The sequence below is a fragment of the Chryseosolibacter indicum genome, assembly GCF_018598585.1.
Taxonomy (GTDB): domain Bacteria; phylum Bacteroidota; class Bacteroidia; order Cytophagales; family Cyclobacteriaceae; genus Chryseosolibacter; species Chryseosolibacter indicus.
Genome location: NZ_JAHESD010000026.1, coordinates 18,210 through 41,590, shown reverse-complemented (window position 1 = coordinate 41,590; position 23,381 = coordinate 18,210). Strand labels below are relative to the sequence as shown.

Sequence of the window (23,381 nt, the reverse complement as noted above, 5' to 3'; positions counted from 1 at the left end):
GGGCCATTTATTTTCTTTTTACTAATCACCATCAAAGATGACAACTTCTAAGGTTACTTCTATATTTCGTTTATTCAAACAAGCTATCAAAGGTGAGCAACAAGACTATACTAAATTAAGTATTGATAGAGCCATATTTCTTCTCTCTATTCCCATGATCCTTGAGATGATAATGGAATCGTTATTTGCTGTAGTTGATGTATACTGGGTAAGCCAACTAAATGATAATGATGCAGTGGCAACAGTAGGGCTTACTGAATCACTTCTTACAATAATATATTCAATAGGGATTGGCTTAAGCATGGGAGCTACAGCGATGGTTGCGAGAAGGGTAGGAGAGAAAGATATTAAATCAGCGCAGTTGGCTGCAATGCAATCCATTTATTTTGGCATAGGTATATCCATTGTTATTACATTCATAGGAATATTTTTCTCTGAGTCGCTGCTCCGTTGGATGGGCGCAAGTCAATCATTAATTGACAATCATTCGGGATATACCAAATGGATGTTAACAGGTAATCTTACTATTCTAATGCTCTTTCTGATTAATGCAATTTTCAGAGGGGCCGGGGATGCATCTCTTGCTATGCGTTCATTATGGGTTGCTAATATTTTAAACATAGCTTTGGGGCCAATATTTATATTTGGAGTAGGACCAATCCCGAGGTTAGGCGTTGAAGGTGCAGCCATTGCAACTACAATAGGAAGAGGTTGTGGTGTATTATTTCAATTATACTATCTGCTTAGTGGGAAGGGAGTAATTAAAATAAATTTAAAAAGTCTGGCAATACGGTGGGACATCATCATCAGATTGTTTAAAGTATCTGCAGGAGGTACAGGTCAGTTTCTTATTGCATCTGCGAGCTGGATATTCCTTGTGCGTATACTCAGTACGTTCGGAAGCACAGCTGTAGCAGGTTACACGATTGCTATAAGGCTTATCGTATTTGCAATTCTACCCGCGTGGGGGATGGCGAATGCAGCAGCTACATTGGTTGGACAAAATTTAGGAGCAGGATTTCCTGACAGGGCTGAAAAATCGGTTTGGAGGGCTGCGTTTCTGAATATGATTTTTTTAGGGATTGTTACAATTATCTTTTTATTGTTTGCAAGACCTTTGTTACAACTCTTCACAGATGATGTTAATGTATTGCAGAATGGAATATTAGCACTGCAGGTGATTTGTTTAGGTTATATTTTCTATGCCTATGGAATGGTAATAAGCCAATCTTTTAATGGTGCAGGTGATACACGCACGCCTACCTTGATCAATTTTTTCGGATTCTGGTTATTTCAAATTCCCTTAGCTTATTCCTTAGCGATACTTGCAGGCGTTGGAACAACGGGGGTATATGCAGCAATTTCTATCGCCGAGTCAGCGATAGCTGTGGTAGGAATCATTATCTTCAGAAAGGGTGCCTGGAAAGCTGTTAAGATATAGCCTTACATGCGAAGTTTTAAGAGCCTTCACTGCTAAGTGAAGACTCTTAATTTTTTTATTTACAGCTAATCTCTTTTCTTGAAGGCAGCACTAAATGCATTTCTCAATTCATCGCCAGCTTTTTTTAGGCTCAACTCAACTTCTTTCCACCGTTCTTTGCTTTCTGCTTCTTTTCTGAGCTTTTCTGCCGAGACTTTTAGTTCTTCATACTTCATCTCAAACTCCTTTTCCAGCTTTTCAGCTGCTTCGTTTAGTTCTTCGACAAATGCATCTACTCTTTTTCCAAAAGACTTAAATGTCTTTTCTGCTTTTCCTTCTTCCTGGGGCTCCATTGTATTTACAAGTTTTATATAGGTATGAATTTAGAGAGTGCAAAACTTAAATAAAAGTGATATGGGACTTAAATCTGAGGATCCTGTTAAGTTTATTAAGGAAATGCTTGAAAGTAAATCAACAGCTAAACAGCAGGCTTTTAAACACTTGTGTTGGGCATTTTCAATACTTTCAACGGAGGCTAAAAATGTAATTGAAGAGTTGAGAAGAAGAGCAAAACCTGGAGATGCTGACGTTACCGTTGAATTTAATGTTATTCATGAGCATGAGTTCGACGTAAAGCTTGCAGGAGACATGCTTATTTTCGTAATGAATTCAAACATAGTCACATTTGAAGATTCACACCCGGTTATAGAAGATGAGTATGTGAAATCGAATGAGGTTAATCGTTATTTCGGACAGATCATGATATATAATTTCATGGCAGATTCAATGAAATTTAATAGGGGAACTGACCCAGGATACCTTCTTGCAAGAATCATGATTAATCATGAAAAGCATTTTTTTATTGAAGGTGAAAAGGATCTTACTGAGTTTAATGATATATCAAAAGAACCGTTGACTGAAGATATTCTTCGATACCTGGTAAAGGTTGTTTTAAAAATGGCTATTGAAAATGATCTTGTAACACCAGCTTTTACACATGTAAAATCTACTACCGTGAGCCAGAAAAAGGACCACTCCCTTGAACTAGGAGGGGCACAAAAAATAGGTTTTCGTATGAGCTACGAGAACAAAACGGAAGGTTGAAGATTTTTTTTATTTTTACCCCATTAAACCGATAAACCTTGCGCTATAAATCTTTAATTGCCCTATTCTTTGCTTTTACGCTGCTTCTAGCAGACGGATGCGCTTCTTCAGGTCATGCTAAAAAGAAAAAGCTAAAGCCCGGTAAACCAATTCCTTGTCCTCAAAAGGATTGCTAATGAAGTTTAAGAAGATAGTTATTGCTCTTGATGGTTATTCCGCATGCGGCAAGAGTACAACAGCAAAGCAGGCTGCCAGTATCCTAGGGTATCGGTACATTGATACAGGTGCCATGTACCGCGCAGTTACTTTATACTTTCTTGAGAACCATGTGGCTTTAACAAACCAAAGAGAGGTAGAGAAGGCTCTTGTAAATATTAATGTATCCTTTAAAGTTAATTCAAAAAATGTAACTGAAACCTTTCTCAATGGCCTAAATGTAGAGAAGGAGATAAGGAAAATGCGTGTTTCTGAAAATGTAAGTCAGGTAAGCGCTATCAAAGAAGTACGTTCTGCAATGGTAGAGCAACAACGAAAAATGGGGAAAGAAAAAGCAGTAGTGCTGGATGGAAGAGATATCGGAACTGTTGTGTTTCCAAACGCGGAGCTGAAATTATTTATGACTGCAGATATGCTTGTGAGAGCATTTCGCAGGCAGAAGGAATTGTTGGAGAAAGATCAGCTTGTAGATCTGGATGAGGTGATCCAAAATATACAACAACGTGATAAGATTGATACAACAAGAGCTGAGAGTCCGCTAAGGCAAGCAGACGATGCAATTGTTATTGACACAACGCATATAACGGTAGAAGAACAGGTTGATGAAGTTGTACGTTTAGCATTATCAAAAATCGTCTGTTAATAATGTTTAATTAAATGCAGGGTTTCGCTGGTCGGGTACTTAGATATTTTTTTAGTGGTACTTTATTTATTGTACCTCTGGTAGCAACTGCTTACTTTATTTATATCTCTTTTAAATGGCTCGATGATCGCCTCAGTTTGCCCTATCCAGGACTCGGTTTCCTTATTATCATTCTGGTAATCACCATTATTGGTTATCTATCTACAAACTATGTATTCAAAACCATCGGGCAATGGTTTGACAGAGGAATGAACCGTATTCCCTTAGTTAAATTAATTTATTCAACCGTAAGAGATTTGTTAAGTGCCTTTGTTGGGGATAAGAAGAAGTTTAATAAGCCCGTTCTCGTTAGAATTAATAAAGACAATAATTTGTTTCAGATCGGATTTGTTACTCAGGCAGATCTTTCAGAGCTCGGATTAAATGATATGGTGGTAGTATATTTTCCGCATTCTTATGCCTTTTCCGGCTATCACTATTTTGTATCTAAAGAAAATATAAGGCCCTTGGATATACCAGGGCCAACAGCAATGAAATTTATTGTATCAGGTGGAGTAAGTGGGTTTAAGGAATAATTTAAGAAATAACTCCTGATCCAATAAGTTCTTCGTCATCATACCATGCAGCAAATTGTCCGGGTGTAATGCTTTTTTGAGGATTATCAAAGATAATATAGAGGCCTTCCTCTTTTTTATGAAGTGTACATGGTTCAAGTTTTTGGCGATAGCGTATTCTTGCCAAGTACCCTTTTGATTCACCTATATTTATTTTTAAATCCTGTCTTATCCAATGCTCATCTTCCGTTTTGATTAACAAGCCTTTTCTAAACAAGCCAGGGTGGTTATCTCCTAAACCAGTGTATATGATGTTTTCATTGGTGTCTGTTCCTATAACAAAGAGACGATCAGAATTTCCACTAAGATTAAGCCCTTTTCTTTGCCCGATGGTGTAGTAATGGGCCCCATTATGTTCACCCACAACTTTTCCGTAAGAAGCTTCTAGTTTGTATGGTGTTGTTAAACTTACAAAGTCTTCGTCATCAAACCCATTTTTAAATGCAGGAGCACTTGCTGGTATCTCTACCACTTTTCCCTTTTTGGGTTGTAATCGTTGTTGAAGAAATTCAGGTAGATGTACTTTTCCTACAAAACACAGGCCTTGAGAATCTTTTTTATCAGCAGTAACTAATCCTATCTTTTTGGCAATCTCTCTTACTTCAGGTTTTAACAGTTCTCCAATGGGGAATAACGACTTTGATAATTGTTCTTGTGTTAATTGGCAGAGAAAGTAGCTTTGATCTTTATTAGGATCTTTACCACTTAATAAACGGAATATTGTTTTCCCTTCCCTTTGAAATTCGGTTTTTCTGGCATAATGACCAGTCGCAACGAAGTCAGCCCCAAGCTTTAATGCTGTATTTAAAAAAATATCGAATTTAATCTCTCTGTTACAAAGCACATCCGGGTTGGGAGTTCTTCCCTGTTGATATTCATTAAACATGTAATCAACAATACGCGCTTTATACTCGACACTTAAGTCAATAGCCTGAAAAGGAATACCAAGATGCTGTGCGACAATCATTGCATCATTACTATCATCAAGCCAGGGGCATTCATTGCTGATGGTAACGGAGTCATCGTGCCAGTTCTTCATAAACATGCCGATAACTTCGTATCCCTGTTGTTGCAGGAGATAAGCAGTTACACTAGAATCGACGCCACCAGAAAGACCGACAACTACGCGTTTCATACTTTTACTTAAGCTAGTTATATTACTTCAAAGCAATATTCTCGCTTAAAAGTTCATTGATAGTTTCGTTAAAGTGTTGGATAAACTGATCGTAATACAAGCCGGTACCTGGCCCTGAAAAACCAGTATGAATTTTTTTTACTTTTCCATCTTTACCAATGAATATTGTAGTAGGAAAGGCGGCTACCCTATTTAACATAGGGAGTGTCTCACCAGCCTTCTTTTTGTCGTTTGTTCCTGCTATTACAAAATCGTATGTGATATTGTACTTGTCTATCATCTTTTTTACCCGACTACTCGCATAGTTAAAATCATCTTTTCTCTCGTATGCCAGTCCGATAATTTCAATCCCACGGTGTTTGTTTTCGTTGTACCATGGGTTGAGAAATTGTGTTTCATCCATGCAGTTCGGGCACCAGGTACCAAATAGTTGAAGGATCACCACTTTGTTTTTATACTTATCGTCATTGAGAGAAACCTTCTTTCCATCTACATCAGGGAATGTAAATTCAATTCGGTCATAACCTTCTTTTAGGTAGGTCAAGGACTCTGCATCTGGTAATTTTGCGTTTTCATTTTTCACTCCTCGCCAAAACTGCATCCAGTTTTTGCCCGAATAGTATTCGCCGGCAAGTTCTCCGTTCTTTAACTTGGTCGCTGTAAAGATGTACGCATGGTTGCCGTCAAAAGTACTGAGCTGCATCCGATCTCCAACAACAATGCCCTGAAGGTATCTGTAATCTCCTGTTGAGGTGAGAAATGTTCCTGTTACGCTGTCGCCATGTTGTTTGAAGATGCCAATTGCTTCTGTTGTATCGGTCTCGTTTTCAAAAACAACTTCATATTTTCCACTGAAATCCGGTAGGACGGCTTGTTCAGGTCCTTTTGGAAAACGATAAGTTTGGCCATAAACTGCGAGAAAAGGAATATTGTAATCTTTTTCATAGTTTTTGATAAACTCTCCCTGTATTGTATCACCCTTTAATGTGGCACGGATGTCTGCGTCAAAGATATGTAGACCTATTTTTATTGAGTCACCTTCTATAGTTACCTCGTCGAGAAGTAGTCTTTCATCGGCGTTTAAAACATAAATATCATATCCCCCTTCTTTATCATTAACTACGTCAAGGTTAAAAGGAAGATCTTGTCCTTGTATTTCTATCGTCGCCCTCCATGTTCCAGTCTTTAAAGACTTGGAAGCTTCTTTCTTCTCTGTATTGCAGGAAAGGATAATAAGTAACGTAAAAAAGACAAGTTTTCTCATTTTAACGATTTTGGGTTTAAAACACAAAAATGAGAGAAATCATTTAAAATTTGAGTTAGCTTAACACATTTTAACAAAATAAGTACCTGTGAGTCAGTTAGAAGGTGTCAAGGTTTTGGAATTAGCATCGGTTTTGGCCGGTCCTAGTGTTGGGCAATTTTTTGCAGAACTAGGAGCTAGTGTAATTAAAGTCGAGAATATCAAAGGAGGAGGAGATGTTACACGAACCTGGAAGTTTCTGGGAGAAACTACAGATGATCGCTCCGCTTATTTTTGTAGTGTAAATTGGGGTAAACGTTCTTTAGCTGTTGATTTATCCAAACCGGAAGGACAAGAAATAATTCATTTGATTACGAAGCAAACGGATGTGGTGATTAGTAGTTATAAGCCAGGCGATGCTGAAAAACTACGTGTTGATTACACGACTTTGTCCTCAATAAATCCTGCAATTATTTATGGAATGATCACAGGATACGGAAGTAGCAATCCGCGTGTTGGCTATGATGCAATAATTCAAGCCGAGGCGGGATTTATGTTTATGAATGGAGAGCCAGGAGGCGCCTCTTTAAAAATGCCGGTAGCCCTTATAGATATTCTTGCGGGTCATCATTTGAAGGAAGGATTACTATTAGCAATGATCGAAAGAATGAAGACAGGAAAAGGAAAAGTAGTCGAAGTGTCCTTAATACAAGCCGCTCTTACATCTCTTGCTAATCAAGCTACGAATTGGCTGGTTGGAAAAAAGTTGCCGCAAAAACAGGGTTCTGTTCATCCTAACATTGCTCCTTATGGAGAAGTGTTTCGCACTGCAGATAACAAGGAATTAATGCTAGCTGTTGGCAGTGATCGGCAATTCAGTGACTTGTGTAATGTGTTAGGCTTAACAGGCGTCATTAACAACGAGAAGTTTAGCAGCAATAGTTTGCGAGTACAAAACAGGCCCGAACTATTTAATCTTCTTGCATCCAAAATAAAAGAATTAAACTCTGCTTGGTTAATGACCCACTTGAATCAGAACAGGATTCCCGCTGGTCTGATCCAAAATATCAAAGAGGCTTTAGACATGCCTGAAGGTAAAGAGTTGCTACTCCAGTCTAATGATGTGAAAGGTCTTAGATCTATTGCTGCTAAGTTTGAAACTTTTAACTCCCACTTTCCTCCACCTCCGCACTTAGGGCAGCATTCTGAAGAAATTCTAAGAGAAAGTCTCCAATATTCCTCAGAAATGATAGAAAAACTGGTTAATGCTGGTATTATAAAATAAGCAGCGTCAAAGAGCAATGCCTGTTTTGGGCAGCTTTTCAGGCTGTTTAGGGGCTTTTTTATGTTATTATGTAAAAAAGTGGTTCAAAGTGGTTGAAAGTGGTACAAAATTGTTATGTTTGCTTAGGAGAAAAAGACAACCACTACGTCTAATGACTTTCTTCACCAGCGAATATGAGTGCAAGCTAGACTCCAAAGGGAGATTGGTTCTGCCTGCTCGCATCAAAGCACAGTTGCCTGAAAATAGCGGCAACGAGCTAGTGATACGCAGGGGATTCGAGCAATGCCTTATAGTTTATCCGATGGTGGAGTTCAAGAAAGTGTTCTCAAAAATTTCAGGACTTAACGAATTCAATGAAGAGTATAGAAAACTTCAGCGAAACTTTCTCTCAGGAGTTGTAACTGTTGAGTTAGATAATAGCGGAAGGTTTTTGATACCGAAGAATATGTTGACTTATGCTCAGATTGATAAAGATTCAATTTTGGTAGGCATGGGTAATAAAGTTGAGATCTGGAATCCATCGATCTATGAGAAACATTTAATCCAGGATCCAGGTGAGTTGTCGAAGTTAGCAGAAAAATACCTCAATGAATAATGTGTATGGCATCGAGCTATCACAAACCGGTAATGCTAGAAGAGTGCATAGATGCATTACAGATTCAATCTGATGGTATTTATGTGGATGCCACATTTGGTGGAGGCGGGCATAGTATACAAATTCTCTCGCATCTTACAGAAGGTCGATTAGTTGCTTTCGATCAGGATGACGATGCTAGAAGAGAAGCGGAAAAAATAAAGAGTCGTTCTTTTACATTCTGTCAGGCGAACTTTATGTATCTGAAGAGATACCTAAAGTTAAATGGGGTAAGTAAGGTTAATGGTATTCTGGCAGACTTAGGAATATCATCGCATCAGATTGATTCTCCTGAGCGAGGCTTTTCAACACGTTTTGATGGTCCGCTCGATATGAGGATGGATAAAACAATATCTCAAACGGCTGCGACAATCTTAAATCAATATACCGAAGAACAATTACATAAAATCTTCGGAATGTATGGTGAATTGAAGAATGCCAGGACAGTTGCAAAAGTAATTTTGCAAAACAGAGTGAATAGTCCTTTCTCCAGAACAGAAGAGCTTAAGCAGGTTTTACAGCCTGTAGCTCCTAGAGGTAAGGAGAACAAATATTTCGCCCAGGTGTTTCAAGCTTTGCGCATTGAAGTTAACAACGAGATGAAGGCACTTGAAATTTTTTTGCACCAATGTGGCGAAGTAATGGAAAAAGGGGGGAGGCTCGTAGTAATGTCCTATCATTCGCTGGAAGACAGAATGGTAAAGAATTACATGAATAAAGGAAAAGTGTTTGGTGATGTTGAAAAGGACTTTTACGGTAACGAGATAAAGCCTTTTGGCGCAGTAAATAAAAAACCGACAGAGGCGAGTGAGGAAGAGATTAATGAAAACAGTAGAGCAAGAAGTGCGAAGTTGCGTGTAGCTATAAAGTTATAAACAATTCCACAAAGTTATCAACATTGAAGAAGCATCTATGAGCGAGAATAAATTTAAGGTGGGAGTTCAACAAAATTCCGGAGCAGTTTCAAGAGGAGTAAGTGTGTTCTCAGGAATTGAGAAACATCTTAAACTTGAAAGTTATTTTGAAGAAGGATTTCCGGTCCAATACCTGCCGAAGATTTTCTTTGTGATGATTCTCGGTCTTATTTATATAGGCAACACTCACTATGCCGAAAAAACTGTTAGAAAAATAAATGAGATGCAAGCAGAAGTAGAGGATTTAAGAGCAGATTATACAACGCTTAAAGCTGATCTTATGTTTGGTAGCAAACAGTCTGAGGTTGCAAGAAAAGTAAGTGTTTACGGTTTAAAAGAAAGTCTGATACCTCCTTATAAAATTGTAGTAGATAAAGGTGAATATTAAGAAGTCGATATTATTAAGAGTACGTGTAGCATTTTTATTTGTGCTGCTCTTTGCTATTGCTATAGTAGTAAAGATCGGTCACATTCAATTTGCTGAAGGAGAGAAGTGGGCAGCAATGGGTGAACGAATTTCTTTTGATTACAAGAGAGTAAAAGCAACCCGCGGAAACATTTATTCTGATAATGGTAGTCTTTTAGCTACCTCTTTGCCTTTCTACAAAGTCGCTTTTGATGCGACGCTTGCTAAGGAAGAGGTGTTTAAAAAGGGAGTAGATTCGTTAGCATGGCATTTGGCAAAATTTTTTAGGGATAAAAGTGCCAAAGATTACAGACGAATGCTTATTGACGCTCGCGAAACAGGGAAACAGTACATAGTTCTTAATCGAAAGCAGATCGATTATCAGGATAAAAAAGTAATGATGAACTGGCCGATCTTCAGAGAAGGTAGAATTCGGGGTGGAGCTATATTTGAAAAGGTTGATGTTCGCTACAGGCCGTTTTCAAATTTAAGCAGACGTACAATTGGATACGTCAACGAGAATGATAAGGGCGTAGGTTTAGAATATAGTTTTAACGAGCAGCTCGGGGGCCAGGACGGATATGCTTACTACCAGAAGATTGCCGGCGGCGTATGGAAACCAATTTACGATGCTAATAACGTAAAGGCGGTAAATGGGCTTGATCTTCAAACTACCATAGACATAAATCTGCAAGATGTATCCGAAACAGCATTACATAAAGCTATGTTGCAGCATGATGCCGACGATGGTTTAGTAGTTGTAATGGAAGTTGCCACGGGAGAGATTAAGGCGATCACGAATTTAAGCACAGATGGAAAAGGAAACTTCTTTGAGAAGTACAACTTCGCAGCAGGTACTACATTCGAACCTGGATCTACTTTTAAGCTCGTTACCATGATTGCATTGCTTGAAGATACAAACGTTGAATTAAAGGATAGCATTGATACGGGGAATGGCGAGTACATGTTCTATAACAGAAAGGTTCGTGATCATGAGGATGGGGGATTAGGAAAGGTTACAATTCAAACAGCTTTCGAACATTCTTCCAATGTTGCCATGGCGAAGCTGGTAGACAAACACTTTGGATTGAAGCCTGAAAAGTTTCTGGAACACATTGATCGTCTTAATTTGTCAAAGCCACTTGGAATACAGCTTATAGGAGAGCCGGCTCCCAAAATAAAGAGACCCGGAGAGCGCGGTTGGAGTGGTATTAGCTTACCATGGATGGCATACGGTTATGGGTTCGAAATTACACCACTACATACACTGGCACTTTATAATGCCGTAGCTAATAATGGTGTTATGATAAAACCTGTCTTTGTAAAATCTGTGAAGCGTGCCGACGAAGATGAAGAAGATTTTGAAACGGAAGTATTGAATAATAAAATTTGTTCACAAAAGACGTTAGACAAGCTAAAGCTTTTGTTGGAAGGTGTTGTAGAAAAGGGTACTGCAAAAAACATAAGAGGAACTCATTATAGAATTGCCGGAAAGACAGGTACTGCTCAAATACTTGAGAATGGTAGATATACCAGAAAATACCTAACTTCTTTTGTTGGATATTTTCCTGCTCACCAGCCTAAATATAGTGCTATCGTACTTATTAAAAATCCTAGGGGTTGGTTTCAATATGGAAGTAGTGTAGCTGCACCTGTATTTAAGGAAATAGCAGACAATATATATGCGAGAGATATCGCTCTTCATGATCCGATGGATAAAAGGAAATTCATGAAGGACGATGTTCTTCCTGTAATCAGGGCCGGCCAGCAGCAAGAGCTTGCTTTAATCTGCAATGAGCTAGGTATATCAAACCATACTGAAACAGAAGAGGATTGGGTTCGTGCTTCAAGGACAGGAAGCAGTGTCAACTGGAAAAAAAGTGTCAGTGGAAAGGAAATCGTACCTGATGTTATGGGTATGTCTTTCAGAGATGCCATTTTTTTATTAGAGCAAAATGGATTAAAGGTTTTTTACGAAGGTAAGGGAAGAGTTGTAAATCAATCTTTAAACCCGGGAGGACGTGTTTCAAAGGGAGGTCGAATTTTTATAAGACTTGGATAAATACGGTGCGAGAATTAAAAGACATATTATATAAGGTTCCCCTGACTTCTTCATATGGTAATATGAATTCAGAAGTCAAAGGCATTTGCTTTGATTCACGCAAAGTAAAACCGGGTTTTGTATTCATTGCTGTAAAGGGAACCGTTACTGATGGACACGACTATGTAGATAAGGCAATAAGTCTTGGAGCATCTGTTGTGGTGTGCGAGAAAATCCCTTCCACAATCAATGAGAATGTTACTTATGTAACAGTGAAGGACAGTGCTCTAGCTCTTGGTATTATAAGTTCCAACTATTTTGGCAATCCTTCGGAGAAGTTGAAGTTAACAGGTGTAACGGGCACGAACGGAAAAACAACAACAGTAACCTTACTCTATAAGTTGTTCAGCGGTTTAGGTTATAACGTAGGGATGATTTCTACGGTGGAGAATCGCATAATAGATGACGTGATTCCATCAACTCATACTACTCCCGATCCAATACAACTTAATGAACTCCTCAAGAAAATGGTGGATTCCGGATGTTCTCATGCTTTTATGGAAGTCAGCTCGCATGCAGTAGATCAGGAGCGCATTGCGGGAGTAAAATTTGCAGGAGCGATCTTTACTAATATTACACACGACCACCTGGATTATCACAAAACTTTTGAGAACTACATTAAAGCAAAGAAGAAATATTTCGATGAATTAAGTAGTGATGCATTTGCTTTGGTTAATGCTGATGACAAACGTGGTATGGTAATGCTGCAGAACACCAAGGCAACCAAGTATACTTTTGGTTTGAAGAAGATGGTGGATTTCAAAGGCAAAATCGTGACCAATTCTATTGAGGGCTTGGAGCTGGAAATCGCAGGAAAGAATGTTTGGTTTCAAATGATTGGTGACTTTAATGCTTATAATATTCTCGGAATATACGGTGCAGCAATTTTATTAGGGGAAGATTCAGATGAAGTGTTAACACAACTCTCATCATTAAAGGGTGCGCCAGGGCGTTTTGAATTAGTGCTACCAGGCTCTAAAGTAACTGCAATAGTAGATTACGCTCATACCCCCGACGCGGTGAAAAATGTTCTTGAAACTATTGCTCAATTCCGTACAGGTAATGAACAGGTGATTACTGTAATAGGATGCGGTGGCAATCGGGATACAACAAAACGACCTTTAATGGCTTCGATTGCCTGTAAGCTAAGTGATAAAGTTGTTCTTACCTCGGATAATCCAAGAGATGAGGAGCCGATGGCAATTATTAAAGACATGCAAGCGGGCATATTGCCAACTGAAGCAAGGAAAACTATTATCATTCCTGACAGGGAAGAAGCTATCAAAACAGCTTGCATGATGGCCAAAGAAAAAGATATTATACTAATAGCTGGCAAGGGACATGAAACTTACCAGGAAATTAAGGGGATAAAGCATCCTTTTGATGATAGAGAAGTGGTTGCAAGAATGATAAAACTATTTAGTGACAATAATTAACGGAACATGTTATACTACTTGTTTGAATACTTAAATGAACTTGACGTACCTGGTGCAGGGGTGTTCCAATATATTTCATTCCGAGCAGGAATGGCAGCATTTATTTCACTGCTAATTACAATAACATTTGGGAAGAGTTTAATAAGTTATTTAAGAAGAAAACAAGTTGGTGAGGACATAAGGGATCTTGGGCTTGAGGGGCAGATGCAAAAGAAGGGAACTCCTACAATGGGAGGCCTTATTATCATTGCAGCTATTCTTATCCCGACGCTCTTATTCTCTCGTATTGATAACATATATATTATCTTATTAGTCATTACCACAATCTGGTTAGGATTAATTGGATTTTTAGACGATTATATTAAAGTTTTCAAGAAGGATAAGAAGGGTTTAGCTGGCAAGTTTAAGATCGTTGGACAGGTAGGTATAGGGTTAATCGTAGGACTTACGTTGTATTTCAGCGATGAAGTTGTTGTAAGACAGGTTGCCAGTAAAGGAGAAGTTTCAAATATTCAAAGTAGTGAATGGAAGCAGGATGAAGACTTCAATATAAAGTATAAGGACATTAAGTCAATGAAGACTACTATGCCCTTTTTGAAAAACAATGAGCTTGATTATAATGATTTTATACCTTTTGTTCCGGACGACTACACTTGGTTAGTTTATGTCTTTGTTGTAATCATCGTCGTCACAGGAGTTTCCAATGGTGCAAATATTACCGATGGTATAGATGGATTAGCTGCAGGTACTTCTGGAATCATTGGTCTTACCATAGCAATACTTGCATACTTGTCAGGTCGCATTGACTTTAGTAATTACCTTAACATCATGTACATTCCTAACTTGGCTGAACTGGTAATTTTCTGTACAGCTTTTGTTGGTGCGTGTTTAGGCTTTTTATGGTACAACGCTTACCCGGCGCAGGTATTTATGGGAGATACTGGGAGCTTAACACTTGGTGGTGTTATTGCAGTACTGGCGCTGGCAGTTCGAAAGGAACTACTTATCCCAGTCCTCTGTGGTATTTTCTTGGTTGAGAATCTTTCTGTAATGATCCAGGTATCTTATTTCAAATACACTAAAAAGAAATACGGCGAAGGAAGAAGGATATTCCTGATGTCACCGCTTCATCACCATTATCAGAAGATGAATATTCCAGAAGCGAAAATCGTAACTCGTTTTTGGATAGTAGGAATTTTGTTGGCAATTATAACCTTAGCAACCCTTAAACTAAGATGAAAGAGAGAGTTGTCATACTAGGGTCGGGAGAAAGTGGAACCGGTGCGGCTATTTTAGCAAAGGCTAAGGGTTATGATGTTTTTGTGTCTGACCAGGGACAAATAAAAGATAAATATAAAGCTGAGCTTCAGTTACACGAAATTCCTTTTGAAGAAGGTGTTCATACTTACGAGGCAATAACAAATGCGGACTTAGTAATAAAAAGCCCAGGTATACCAGATAAAGCTGAAGTTATTAAAAGAGTAAAAGCTTCAAATATCTCTATTATTGATGAGATTGAATTTGCGTATCGGTACGCAAACGGAAGTAAGATAATAGCTATTACAGGCACCAATGGTAAGACTACTACCACATTACTTACCTATCATTTGTTGAAGAGTGCGGGCTTTGATGTAGCACTTGCTGGTAATGTCGGTTTTAGCATGGCGCGACAGGTAGGCGATAAAAAATACGATTGGTATATATTAGAACTAAGTAGCTTTCAATTGGACGGAACGGAGACATTCAGACCCGACATTGGAATTCTATTAAATATAACTCCGGATCATTTAGATCGCTACGAGTACACCATGCAGAATTATGTAAACTCTAAGTTTCAGCTCATTGACAACATGTCTGCACAGGAGGAGTTTATTTATTACGCAGATGATGCTATCATAAACAACGAGATTTCCAGTCGTCCCATTGTACCTAAAAAAATTCCTGTCTCTTTAAAAGCAGATGCCGTAGCTCCTGTTAAATATGATGGACAGCAGATGGTTTTCAACTTTAAGGAGAAGTTTTTTATAGCACAATCAGAAACAACTTTAAAAGGTCCACACAATTTAATTAATACAATGGCTGCTGTGTCGGCAGTTTATTTTGCCGGTGTAAATGTTAAAGCAATCAGGGAGGGATTAAAAACTTTTAAAAATGCACCTCATCGTTTAGAATCAGTTGGAGTCATTAAAGGAGTTGAATTTATAAATGATTCGAAGGCAACTAACGTGGATTCAGTAATCTATGCGTTGGGCAGTTATGAAAAGAATCTTATTTGGATAGCAGGAGGAGTTGATAAAGGGAATGATTATAAGCTAATTGAGTCTGAAGTACAAAAGAAGGTAAAGACTTTGATTTGCCTTGGTAAGGATAATGAAAAGTTAAAGAGGGCTTTTGGTGGTATTGTTCCTGTGGTGAAGGAGACGCAAAGTGTTAAGGAATTAGTTCGTATGGCGTTAGAGGTGGCACAACAAGGCGACGTAGTTCTGCTTTCGCCTGCATGCGCAAGTTTTGACCTGTTTAAAAATTATGAAGACAGGGGCAATCAATTTAGAAACGCCGTTCAGGAGTTAAAGAAAGAAATTGAGGGATAACTTATGCAAAAAATTAAAGAATGGGCAGATAGAAATCTTCAAGGCGACCGCGTTATATGGGCCGTTATATTTACCCTTTCACTAATAAGTATATTGGTTGTATACAGCTCAATTGGTACGCTAGCTTATAAAAGAACACAAAGTCCTGAGAGTTTCCTTATTAAACATACGCTTACAGTTTTTATTGGCTTAGCTGCAATGTGGTTTGCTCATAAGGTAGACTACAGATACTACTCCAAACTTTCTAAGTTAGCCTTATGGATTAGTATTCCTTTATTGATTTATACATTCACCAGTGGTACAACCATCAATGATGCAGCTCGCTGGATTTCTATACCTATTGTAGGATCATTTCAGCCCTCTGATTTTGCCAGTTTGGCGTTAATCGTAAATCTGGCAAGTATGTTAGCGAAAAGGCAGCAGAATATTGACGATATAAAAGAATCATTAATTCCAATATTGTTTTGGTGTGGTATTATTTGTGGACTTATCGCGCTCACTAACATGTCAACGGCAGTGCTATTGCTCATTACATGCATGTTGATCATGTTCATTGGCCGTGTCCCCACTAAATACCTTGCAATGCTAATGTTCGTCGGTGTACTCTTTGGTGCACTAGCGTTTAAATTCGGTGTTCGCGGAGGTACTGCTTTGGCTCGTATTAATGATTACATCGCCTCTAATAGTGGAAAGAAGGAACTGCCATTTCAGGCAAAGCACGCAAGAATTGCTGTAGCTACAGGAGGTGTAACAGGTAAGGGACCAGGTAATAGTGATCAACGAAATATTCTTCCTCACCCTTATTCTGATTTTGTTTATGCTATTGTTATCGAAGAATATGGAATGATAGGAGGGATAGTTGTCATTGTCCTGTATCTTATTCTTTTACACCGCGGTATGAAAGCCGCTTATAACAGTGAACGGGCCTTTGGTGGTTTGCTTTCTGCAGGGTTAAGTTTTGATCTTGTCTGCCAGGCAATGGTTAATATGGGAGTAGTTGTGGGCCTAGGTCCAATAACAGGTCAGCCTCTTCCTCTCGTTTCAATGGGAGGTACATCTATGGTATTTACCGGACTAGCCGTTGGGATTATACTGAGTGTTAGCCGCGGAGAACAAGATCGCTCATGGGAGAAGACGAGTGATACAGATAGTAAAGACATTAAAGAAAATAAAAAGACAGTAGCAAAAGTTGCAGCCTAAAGAAACAATAAAGTTGAGTAAGCCAGAACCATATCGATTAATAGTGAGCGGCGGAGGTACCGGTGGACACATTTTTCCAGCGGTAGCAATTGCAAATGCTTTCCGTGAACGTCATCCTGATGCACAGATACTGTTTGTAGGTGCAAAGGGAAGAATGGAAATGACGCGCGTGCCTGAAGCCGGATATAAAATTATCGGATTATGGATTAGTGGATTACAACGTAAATTGACTTTGTCAAATGCTTTGTTCCCGGTAAAGCTTATTGTCAGCTATGTTCGTGCGATAAGTATTGTAAAAAAATTTAAACCACATGCGGTTATAGGAACAGGAGGATATGCAAGCGGTCCAATTATGATTGCCGCGACCCGGTCAGGTATTCCTACTGTAATTCAGGAACAAAATTCTTTCGCTGGGTTGGCAAATAAACAAGTGGCAGAAAAAGTCACCAGGATATGTGTTGCCTATGATGGGATGGCAAAGTACTTTCCTAAAGAAAAAATTGTACTTACAGGAAACCCTGTTCGTAAAGATATTCTTGGAGTGGGTGAAAAGAGACAGAAAGCTTTAACTCATTTTGGGTTTACAGCTAATACCAAAACTTTATTGATAATCGGTGGAAGCCTGGGCGCGAGAACAGTAAATGAAAGTATTTTAAAAGGAATCGAAAAACTGATTGACGCGAACGTACAGGTTATATGGCAAACAGGCAAAGGATATTTTGATGCATATAAAAATGCTCTTGCTGCTTATGACTTAAAGAAGATACGTGTACAGGATTTTTTAAAGGAGATGGATCTTGCTTATGCCGCTGCTGATGTTGTTATATCAAGGTCAGGGGCTCTTTCAGTTTCAGAGCTTTGTATTGCAAAAAAACCATGTATACTAGTTCCCTCGCCGAATGTTGCTGAGGATCATCAGACGAAGAATGCTATGGCATTGGTTGAAAAGGATGCTGCTCTTATGATTGCTGATAAGGATGCAAGGGAAGTCTTAATAGATGAAGCGTTAAGATTGTTGTTTGATGAGAACCGGTGCAATAAGTTAAGTCAAAATATAGAAAAGTTGGCAAGACCTAACGCTACCGCAGACATAGTAAGTGAAATTGAAAAAATAATTGGAGCAAATTCATCAAGTGAAGTAAAAATCCAAAGTGAACATTGAATTGAATAAACGTGAAACTAGAACAATATAACAACATATATTTTTTAGGCATAGGAGGGATAGGTATGTCTGCTCTTGCGAGGTGGTTTATGAAGAAAGGCCTTAGTGTATCAGGGTATGACAAGACATCTACAGCTCTTACTGTAGCACTAGAGAAAGAGGGAATGAAGATCCATTACGAAGACGGTATTGAATTCATTCCTCAGGAAGTTGTTCAAGAAAGGGATAAAACTTTGGTAATCTTTACGCCTGCTATTCCGAAAGATCATAAAGAGTATAATTATTTAAAAGAGAAAGGTTATCTTATTAATAAAAGATCTGAAGTATTAGGCCTTATATCAAAGGATTACCAGACTGTTGCTGTTGCAGGAACACATGGAAAGACGACAACATCCTCCATGGTTGCTCATATTCTTAAAACAGCAGGAAAAAGCATGGTTGGGTTTCTGGGTGGGATCACCACTAATTACAATTCAAACCTAATTATGCAGGGGGATGTGACAAGGGAAACAATAGCTGTGGCTGAGGCCGATGAATTCGATCGCTCGTTTCTTACACTTTATCCTCAGGTTGCTGTTGTTACTTCTGCTGATGCTGATCATTTAGACATTTATGGAGATCATGAAAGTGTAATTCAATCGTTTAAGGATTTTATTAAACAAATTAATAAAGGTGGTCATCTCATTATTCATGAATCGATAGCTGAAAAGTTAGCAAGTAACATGAATCATGTTACAAAATACATATATGGTTTGAGCCGGGGGCAATTTTTTGCCAGCAACATTTCTGCTGAAAACGGATTTTTTGAATTCGATCTGCATGGCTTTGGAGATGTCGAACATATTAAGCTTGGTGTTCCCGGTTTTCATAACATTGAAAATGCGATCGCTGCATCTATCGCTACAACGCAATGCGGTGTCGATCTGTCAACGATTAAAAATGCACTTGAAAGTTTCTCAGGTGTAAAAAGAAGATTTGAATTTATTCTAAAGGGAAAGCAAGTGATTTTTGTCGATGACTATGCGCATCATCCTGCGGAGATTGAAGCTTTTCTTAAATCAATGAAGTCAATGTATCAGAATAGAAAAGTAACGGTAGTGTTTCAACCGCATCTTTTTACAAGAACACGCGACTTCGCTGATGGGTTTGCTAAAAGCTTGAGCATTGCAGACGAAGTATTACTTATGGATATATACCCTGCAAGAGAATTACCAATTCCTGGGGTAGATGCTGATATGGTATTTAAAGACATTACGAGTATATCAAAGATAAGATGTAACAAAACAAATCTTATGGATAAACTCAGTTCTATTGATATAGATGTTTTAGCTACAGTTGGAGCAGGTGATATAGATACTTTTATTCAACCTATAAAGGAAATGGTGATCAAAAGATATGAAGTTTAAGTTCAACATCAAACGTGAGATTAAAATTGCAGTGGTGTTGATTGTAGTGTTTGGGCTAATTGCTTTCACTGAAAGAATGAAAGGTGATATTGCTGTGCACGATATACAGATTCGGATTGAGAATATACATGGCAATCATTTTCTGGATGAATCTGATATCGCTGATCTTATGCAATTGGATCACCAGAACTTAAGAGGTGCGAGCCTGAGTAAAGTGGATTTTAAAGTAATTGAAAAAAGAATAAAGCGTGATCCTTTTATAAAGAATGCGGAATTATTTAGTGATCTAAAAGGTAATCTTATCGTGAATGTTGAGTTAAGAAGACCTATAGCGAGAATTATCAGAAATGACGGACCAGATGGATATATTGCAGAAGATGGGACTATAATGCCTACTTCGGAGAAGTTTACCGCAAGAGTAATGTTAATTAGTGGTGGCTATGTATCGCAAATGCTTAAACAACCCAATGTTTATGCGCTTGAACACGGAGAGCAGTTATTGGAAATGATTAATACAATCAGAGAAGATGATTTTTGGAGCGCGCAGATAGCACAACTAGATATAGACAGCCGTGGAAAAATTACCGTAATTCCACAGGTAGGAGACGAGGATATAGAATTTGGAAAGCCAGAGGATATTGAATCAAAATTTAAAAAGTTAAGGATTTTTTATAAAGAAATTCTGCCACGAGTAGGGTGGAACAAATACAGTAGAGTGAACCTGGAGTTTGAGGGGCAGATAGTAGCTGAATAGTTAGATTATTGGTTTTTCGAGAGGCATTCGCTGATCATAAACGAGTTGATCACTAAGAGGGGTTGATTTTTTTAACTGTTTTAGAATTTTTTTTGACTAACAAGACAACAACCACTATTAATAATTTTACAACCATGGAACATGAAAAAATCGTAGTCGGTCTCGACATTGGCACAACAAAAATTTGTGTGATTGTCGGTCGCAAGAATGAATTCGGCAAGCTTGAGGTGCTGGGAATGGGAAAAGCAGAATCTGAAGGCGTCGTAAAAGGAATTGTTTTTAATATAGACAAGACCGTTTATGCTATCGAGAAAGCGATTAAAGAGGCGGGTGATCAATCAGGCATTGATATAGGAGTTGTAAACGTAGGAATTGCCGGACAACATATTAGAAGCTTTATTCAACACGGTGGTATTACTCGTTCTTCAAAAGAAGATGAGATTACCGTTGACGATGTTGAGCGTTTAACACAAGATATGTATCGAATGGTTGTGCCTCCAGGAAGTCAGATTATTCACGTGATGCCTCAGGATTACATGGTTGATTATGAAGATGGTATAAAAGAACCTGTAGGGATGTCTGGCGTTAGGTTAGAGGCAGATTTTCATATTATCACAGCACAAACAAACGCAATTAACAATATTAACAAGTGCGTTCGTAGAGCTGGCTTAGAGATAGATGATTTAATACTTGAGCCATTAGCATCTAGCCTGGCCGTATTAAGCGATGAAGAAAAAGAGGCTGGTGTATGTTTAATAGATATTGGAGGTGGAACAACTGATATTGCCATTTTCTATGATAATATCATTCGTCACACCGCAGTTATTCCGTTTGGAGGTAACATTGTTACTAATGATATAAAGCAAGGCTTAATGGTATTACCACAACAAGCCGAACAATTGAAAACAAGATTTGGTAAAGCTATAGCAGAAGAAGCGAGCCCAAATGAAATAGTTTCAATACCTGGTATTAGAAATCGTGCTGCAAAAGAGATCTCTGTAAAAAACCTTTCAAACATTATCCAAGCTAGAATGGAAGAAATTATTGAAATGGCCCATGGAGAAATCATCAGTTCAGGATTCGAAAACCGGCTCGCAGGGGGAATTGTAATAACTGGTGGAGGAGCGCAGTTAAGCTCGTTAAAGCAGTTGGTAGAGTATATGACTGGTATGGATACACGTATTGGTTACCCCAACGAGCACCTTGGTAAGAGTAAAATAGAGTCTATAAAGAGTCCGATGTATGCAACTGCTGTAGGTCTGGTATTATCCGGTTTCCGCTCTCTTGATGAAAGAGTTGATAGATATAAAGAGGCACGTGAAGTAGTAAAAGCGGCACGTATTAAAAAGCCAGCTACTCCATCAAAAAATTTCTTCAATGATATTTTAAATAAAACGAAGAGTCTTTTGATTGATGATCTGGACGGTAAAAATGAGTACTAATACAACCACTAATAGAAAATAATATGTTTGAAACAGGGTCTTACAAATTCGAAATCCCCAAACATAGCCAGAATCGTTCGATCATAAAAGTGATTGGAGTAGGCGGGGGAGGAAGCAACGCGGTGAATCACATGTACAAGCAGGGCATTAAAGATGTCGAGTTTGTAGTTTGTAATACAGATAATCAGGCTTTGAACCTAAGCCCGGTACCTAATAAACTTCAGATAGGAGCCAACCTTACAGAAGGGCTTGGTTGTGGTGCAAACCCTGAGGTAGGTAAAAATGCAGCCTTGGAAAGTAAGGATCAGATTCGTGAAATGCTTACTGGTACCAAGATGGTTTTTATTACTGCGGGTATGGGCGGAGGTACAGGAACGGGAGCTGCTCCTGTTATTGCGAAGATCGCAAAAGATATGGATATACTTACCGTTGGTATAGTAACAGCGCCGTTCTCTTTTGAAGGTAAGAAGAAAGCTGCTCAGGCAGAGTATGGTATCGAAGGATTGCGACAAAGCTGCGATACCGTGCTTGTTATTTTAAACGATAAGCTTCGTGAAATTTATGGTAACCTTGCTATTGGACAAGCTTTTGCTCAAGCTGATAATATATTGACAACTGCTGCGAAAAGTATCGCAGAAATTATAACCCTTGCTGGTTATGTTAACGTCGACTTCCAGGACGTTCGCACTGTCATGTTAAATGCAGGCGCTGCGGTAATGGGATCGGCAGAAACGCGTGGCGATGCGAGAGCGAAAAAAGCTGCAGAAGGTGCATTGTCATCGCCATTGCTTGATAACCGTGATATTATGGGTGCAAAGAAGATCTTGCTTTCGATTATATCAGGTGTTGAGGCTGAATTGCAGATGGATGAGCTCACCGAAATCACTGAATATATTCAGGAGCAGGCAGGTGATGAAGCTGAAATGATCTTCGGTCATGGTGTCGATCCTGATCTTGGTGATAGGATTAGAGTAACCGTTATCGCAACTGGTTTCCAGGCAGACGTAAAATTGCCAATCTCGCGTAAGGTTGATGAGAAGAAGGTTCATGATCTTGAGCGTTCACAAGGATGGTTATTTACTCCAGATAATTCTGTTAATGAGAAAAAAGATCTTCAGGTGAAGACAAAACAGGAAATAAAACCTGAAGTTCAGAAGGATAATCAGGAAGAGGCAACAAACGAGCGAGAGCTAGTTTTTACTGGTCCTTTTAATAAAGTAAATACTCCGTTTGATTATAATGACAACGACGGAGATGATAGTCTTTTAAAGGACGACGACTTTGATCCTATAACAGAACGATATAGTGATCAAACAATTAACGAGGACGGAATGATGGAATTACGCACTACTCGTGATAGACTGCAACAGCAGGCACGTGAACGTAAAGAGCAGTTAAAGCAAGTGCGTAAACACGAAATGACGAAAGAAGAGTTTAATGAGAAATGGTCATTACCCGCATACTTGCGTCGTGGTGTTAAAATGAATGACGTTCCGCATTCAGCTGAACCTTTTATTTCTAAGTATAATCTGAATGATGATAATAATATTTTAGGAAACAATAAGTTTCTCCACGACAACGTGGATTAAAGAAATAGCTTCTGGCACGACAGGTCATTTACTCCATTCGTAGTGGTTGTTGGTTGTAAATATTTTTTGCCGGTGCCAGAATGCTT

General features: G+C 38.7%; 21 protein-coding genes. 18 read left to right on the top strand and 3 right to left on the bottom strand.

The window, feature by feature from the left end:
- Positions 1 to 37: 37 nt before the first annotated feature.
- Positions 38 to 1,441, top strand: coding sequence for an MATE family efflux transporter (locus KK060_RS12720; protein ID WP_254154119.1), 1,404 nt, complete (start codon positions 38 to 40; stop codon positions 1,439 to 1,441).
- A gap of 65 nt (positions 1,442 to 1,506) precedes the next feature.
- On the opposite strand, the gene KK060_RS12715 is transcribed toward KK060_RS12720, so the two are convergent.
- Positions 1,507 to 1,773, bottom strand: coding sequence for a hypothetical protein (locus KK060_RS12715; protein WP_254154118.1), 267 nt, complete (start codon positions 1,771 to 1,773; stop codon positions 1,507 to 1,509).
- A gap of 61 nt (positions 1,774 to 1,834) precedes the next feature.
- On the opposite strand from KK060_RS12715, the gene KK060_RS12710 reads away from it, so the two are divergent.
- The 3 genes from KK060_RS12710 (at position 1,835) to KK060_RS12700 (ending at position 3,958) form a co-directional block, all read left to right on the top strand.
- On the top strand, positions 1,835 to 2,524 hold the full coding sequence (locus tag KK060_RS12710; protein WP_254154117.1) for a hypothetical protein: 690 nt from the start codon (positions 1,835 to 1,837) through the stop codon (positions 2,522 to 2,524).
- A 175-nt stretch (positions 2,525 to 2,699) separates the two neighbouring features.
- Positions 2,700 to 3,383 (top strand): (d)CMP kinase, encoded by a 684-nt coding sequence (cmk, locus tag KK060_RS12705; RefSeq protein WP_254154116.1) that lies wholly within the window; start codon positions 2,700 to 2,702, stop codon positions 3,381 to 3,383.
- Positions 3,384 to 3,397: 14 nt separating this feature from the next.
- The gene (locus KK060_RS12700) at positions 3,398 to 3,958 is read left to right on the top strand and encodes a DUF502 domain-containing protein (RefSeq protein WP_254154115.1); all 561 of its coding nucleotides are present in this window, start codon (positions 3,398 to 3,400) and stop codon (positions 3,956 to 3,958) included.
- A gap of 1 nt (position 3,959) precedes the next feature.
- Here KK060_RS12700 and mnmA read toward each other — a convergent pair whose 3' ends face one another.
- Both mnmA and KK060_RS12690 read right to left on the bottom strand, forming a co-directional pair.
- Positions 3,960 to 5,132, bottom strand: coding sequence for a tRNA 2-thiouridine(34) synthase MnmA (gene mnmA, locus KK060_RS12695; protein WP_254154114.1), 1,173 nt, complete (start codon positions 5,130 to 5,132; stop codon positions 3,960 to 3,962).
- A gap of 22 nt (positions 5,133 to 5,154) precedes the next feature.
- Positions 5,155 to 6,396, bottom strand: coding sequence for a peroxiredoxin family protein (locus KK060_RS12690; protein WP_254154113.1), 1,242 nt, complete (start codon positions 6,394 to 6,396; stop codon positions 5,155 to 5,157).
- 88 nt (positions 6,397 to 6,484) lie between these two features.
- On the opposite strand from KK060_RS12690, the gene KK060_RS12685 reads away from it, so the two are divergent.
- From KK060_RS12685 to ftsZ, 14 genes are all read left to right on the top strand, one after another.
- Positions 6,485 to 7,660, top strand: a complete 1,176-nt coding sequence (locus KK060_RS12685) for a CaiB/BaiF CoA transferase family protein (RefSeq protein ID WP_254154112.1) — start codon at positions 6,485 to 6,487, stop codon at positions 7,658 to 7,660.
- A 151-nt stretch (positions 7,661 to 7,811) separates the two neighbouring features.
- A complete protein-coding gene (gene mraZ / locus KK060_RS12680; protein ID WP_254154111.1) occupies positions 7,812 to 8,255 on the top strand; it encodes a division/cell wall cluster transcriptional repressor MraZ in 444 nt (147 codons plus the stop codon).
- A gap of 5 nt (positions 8,256 to 8,260) precedes the next feature.
- Complete coding sequence (gene rsmH, locus KK060_RS12675) at positions 8,261 to 9,169, top strand: 16S rRNA (cytosine(1402)-N(4))-methyltransferase RsmH (protein WP_254154110.1); 909 nt, start codon at positions 8,261 to 8,263, stop codon at positions 9,167 to 9,169.
- 37 nt (positions 9,170 to 9,206) lie between these two features.
- Positions 9,207 to 9,596 (top strand): FtsL-like putative cell division protein, encoded by a 390-nt coding sequence (locus tag KK060_RS12670; protein ID WP_254154109.1) that lies wholly within the window; start codon positions 9,207 to 9,209, stop codon positions 9,594 to 9,596.
- Positions 9,586 to 11,676 carry a penicillin-binding protein gene (locus KK060_RS12665; protein WP_254154108.1) on the top strand — a complete coding sequence of 697 codons (2,091 nt, stop codon included), beginning with the start codon at positions 9,586 to 9,588 and terminating at the stop codon, positions 11,674 to 11,676. The genes KK060_RS12670 and KK060_RS12665 overlap by 11 nt, the downstream gene beginning before the upstream one ends.
- Before the next feature lie 5 nt (positions 11,677 to 11,681).
- Positions 11,682 to 13,151 (top strand): UDP-N-acetylmuramoyl-L-alanyl-D-glutamate--2,6-diaminopimelate ligase, encoded by a 1,470-nt coding sequence (locus tag KK060_RS12660; RefSeq protein ID WP_254154107.1) that lies wholly within the window; start codon positions 11,682 to 11,684, stop codon positions 13,149 to 13,151.
- Between the two features lie 6 nt (positions 13,152 to 13,157).
- Positions 13,158 to 14,390 (top strand): phospho-N-acetylmuramoyl-pentapeptide-transferase, encoded by a 1,233-nt coding sequence (mraY, locus tag KK060_RS12655; protein WP_254154106.1) that lies wholly within the window; start codon positions 13,158 to 13,160, stop codon positions 14,388 to 14,390.
- The gene (murD, locus tag KK060_RS12650; RefSeq protein WP_254154105.1) at positions 14,387 to 15,742 is read left to right on the top strand and encodes a UDP-N-acetylmuramoyl-L-alanine--D-glutamate ligase; all 1,356 of its coding nucleotides are present in this window, start codon (positions 14,387 to 14,389) and stop codon (positions 15,740 to 15,742) included. Before mraY ends, murD begins: the two co-directional genes overlap by 4 nt.
- A gap of 3 nt (positions 15,743 to 15,745) precedes the next feature.
- Positions 15,746 to 16,942, top strand: a complete 1,197-nt coding sequence (locus tag KK060_RS12645) for an FtsW/RodA/SpoVE family cell cycle protein (protein ID WP_254154104.1) — start codon at positions 15,746 to 15,748, stop codon at positions 16,940 to 16,942.
- Between the two features lie 13 nt (positions 16,943 to 16,955).
- Positions 16,956 to 18,104, top strand: coding sequence for an undecaprenyldiphospho-muramoylpentapeptide beta-N-acetylglucosaminyltransferase (murG, locus tag KK060_RS12640; protein ID WP_254154103.1), 1,149 nt, complete (start codon positions 16,956 to 16,958; stop codon positions 18,102 to 18,104).
- Between the two features lie 11 nt (positions 18,105 to 18,115).
- Positions 18,116 to 19,510, top strand: coding sequence for a UDP-N-acetylmuramate--L-alanine ligase (gene murC, locus KK060_RS12635; RefSeq protein ID WP_254154102.1), 1,395 nt, complete (start codon positions 18,116 to 18,118; stop codon positions 19,508 to 19,510).
- Positions 19,500 to 20,264 (top strand): cell division protein FtsQ/DivIB, encoded by a 765-nt coding sequence (locus tag KK060_RS12630; RefSeq protein ID WP_254154101.1) that lies wholly within the window; start codon positions 19,500 to 19,502, stop codon positions 20,262 to 20,264. Before murC ends, KK060_RS12630 begins: the two co-directional genes overlap by 11 nt.
- 134 nt (positions 20,265 to 20,398) lie before the next feature.
- Positions 20,399 to 21,706, top strand: a complete 1,308-nt coding sequence (ftsA, locus tag KK060_RS12625) for a cell division protein FtsA (RefSeq protein ID WP_254154100.1) — start codon at positions 20,399 to 20,401, stop codon at positions 21,704 to 21,706.
- Positions 21,707 to 21,729: 23 nt separating this feature from the next.
- Positions 21,730 to 23,295: a cell division protein FtsZ gene (gene ftsZ / locus KK060_RS12620; RefSeq protein ID WP_254154099.1), complete on the top strand. Its 1,566-nt coding sequence runs from the start codon at positions 21,730 to 21,732 to the stop codon at positions 23,293 to 23,295.
- Positions 23,296 to 23,381 lie beyond the last annotated feature (86 nt).

What these genes read in the sequence shown, in the direction of transcription:
- KK060_RS12720 (WP_254154119.1), top strand. Translation starts at nt 38, where the DNA reads ATGACAACTTCTAAGGTTACTTCTATATTTCGTTTATTCAAACAAGCT.
- KK060_RS12715 (WP_254154118.1), bottom strand. Translation starts at nt 1,773, where the DNA reads ATGGAGCCCCAGGAAGAAGGAAAAGCAGAAAAGACATTTAAGTCTTTT.
- KK060_RS12710 (WP_254154117.1), top strand. Translation starts at nt 1,835, where the DNA reads ATGGGACTTAAATCTGAGGATCCTGTTAAGTTTATTAAGGAAATGCTT.
- cmk (WP_254154116.1), top strand. Translation starts at nt 2,700, where the DNA reads ATGAAGTTTAAGAAGATAGTTATTGCTCTTGATGGTTATTCCGCATGC.
- KK060_RS12700 (WP_254154115.1), top strand. Translation starts at nt 3,398, where the DNA reads ATGCAGGGTTTCGCTGGTCGGGTACTTAGATATTTTTTTAGTGGTACT.
- mnmA (WP_254154114.1), bottom strand. Translation starts at nt 5,132, where the DNA reads ATGAAACGCGTAGTTGTCGGTCTTTCTGGTGGCGTCGATTCTAGTGTA.
- KK060_RS12690 (WP_254154113.1), bottom strand. Translation starts at nt 6,396, where the DNA reads ATGAGAAAACTTGTCTTTTTTACGTTACTTATTATCCTTTCCTGCAAT.
- mraZ (WP_254154111.1), top strand. Translation starts at nt 7,812, where the DNA reads ATGACTTTCTTCACCAGCGAATATGAGTGCAAGCTAGACTCCAAAGGG.
- rsmH (WP_254154110.1), top strand. Translation starts at nt 8,261, where the DNA reads ATGGCATCGAGCTATCACAAACCGGTAATGCTAGAAGAGTGCATAGAT.
- KK060_RS12670 (WP_254154109.1), top strand. Translation starts at nt 9,207, where the DNA reads ATGAGCGAGAATAAATTTAAGGTGGGAGTTCAACAAAATTCCGGAGCA.
- mraY (WP_254154106.1), top strand. Translation starts at nt 13,158, where the DNA reads ATGTTATACTACTTGTTTGAATACTTAAATGAACTTGACGTACCTGGT.
- murD (WP_254154105.1), top strand. Translation starts at nt 14,387, where the DNA reads ATGAAAGAGAGAGTTGTCATACTAGGGTCGGGAGAAAGTGGAACCGGT.
- KK060_RS12645 (WP_254154104.1), top strand. Translation starts at nt 15,746, where the DNA reads ATGCAAAAAATTAAAGAATGGGCAGATAGAAATCTTCAAGGCGACCGC.
- KK060_RS12630 (WP_254154101.1), top strand. Translation starts at nt 19,500, where the DNA reads ATGAAGTTTAAGTTCAACATCAAACGTGAGATTAAAATTGCAGTGGTG.
- ftsA (WP_254154100.1), top strand. Translation starts at nt 20,399, where the DNA reads ATGGAACATGAAAAAATCGTAGTCGGTCTCGACATTGGCACAACAAAA.
- ftsZ (WP_254154099.1), top strand. Translation starts at nt 21,730, where the DNA reads ATGTTTGAAACAGGGTCTTACAAATTCGAAATCCCCAAACATAGCCAG.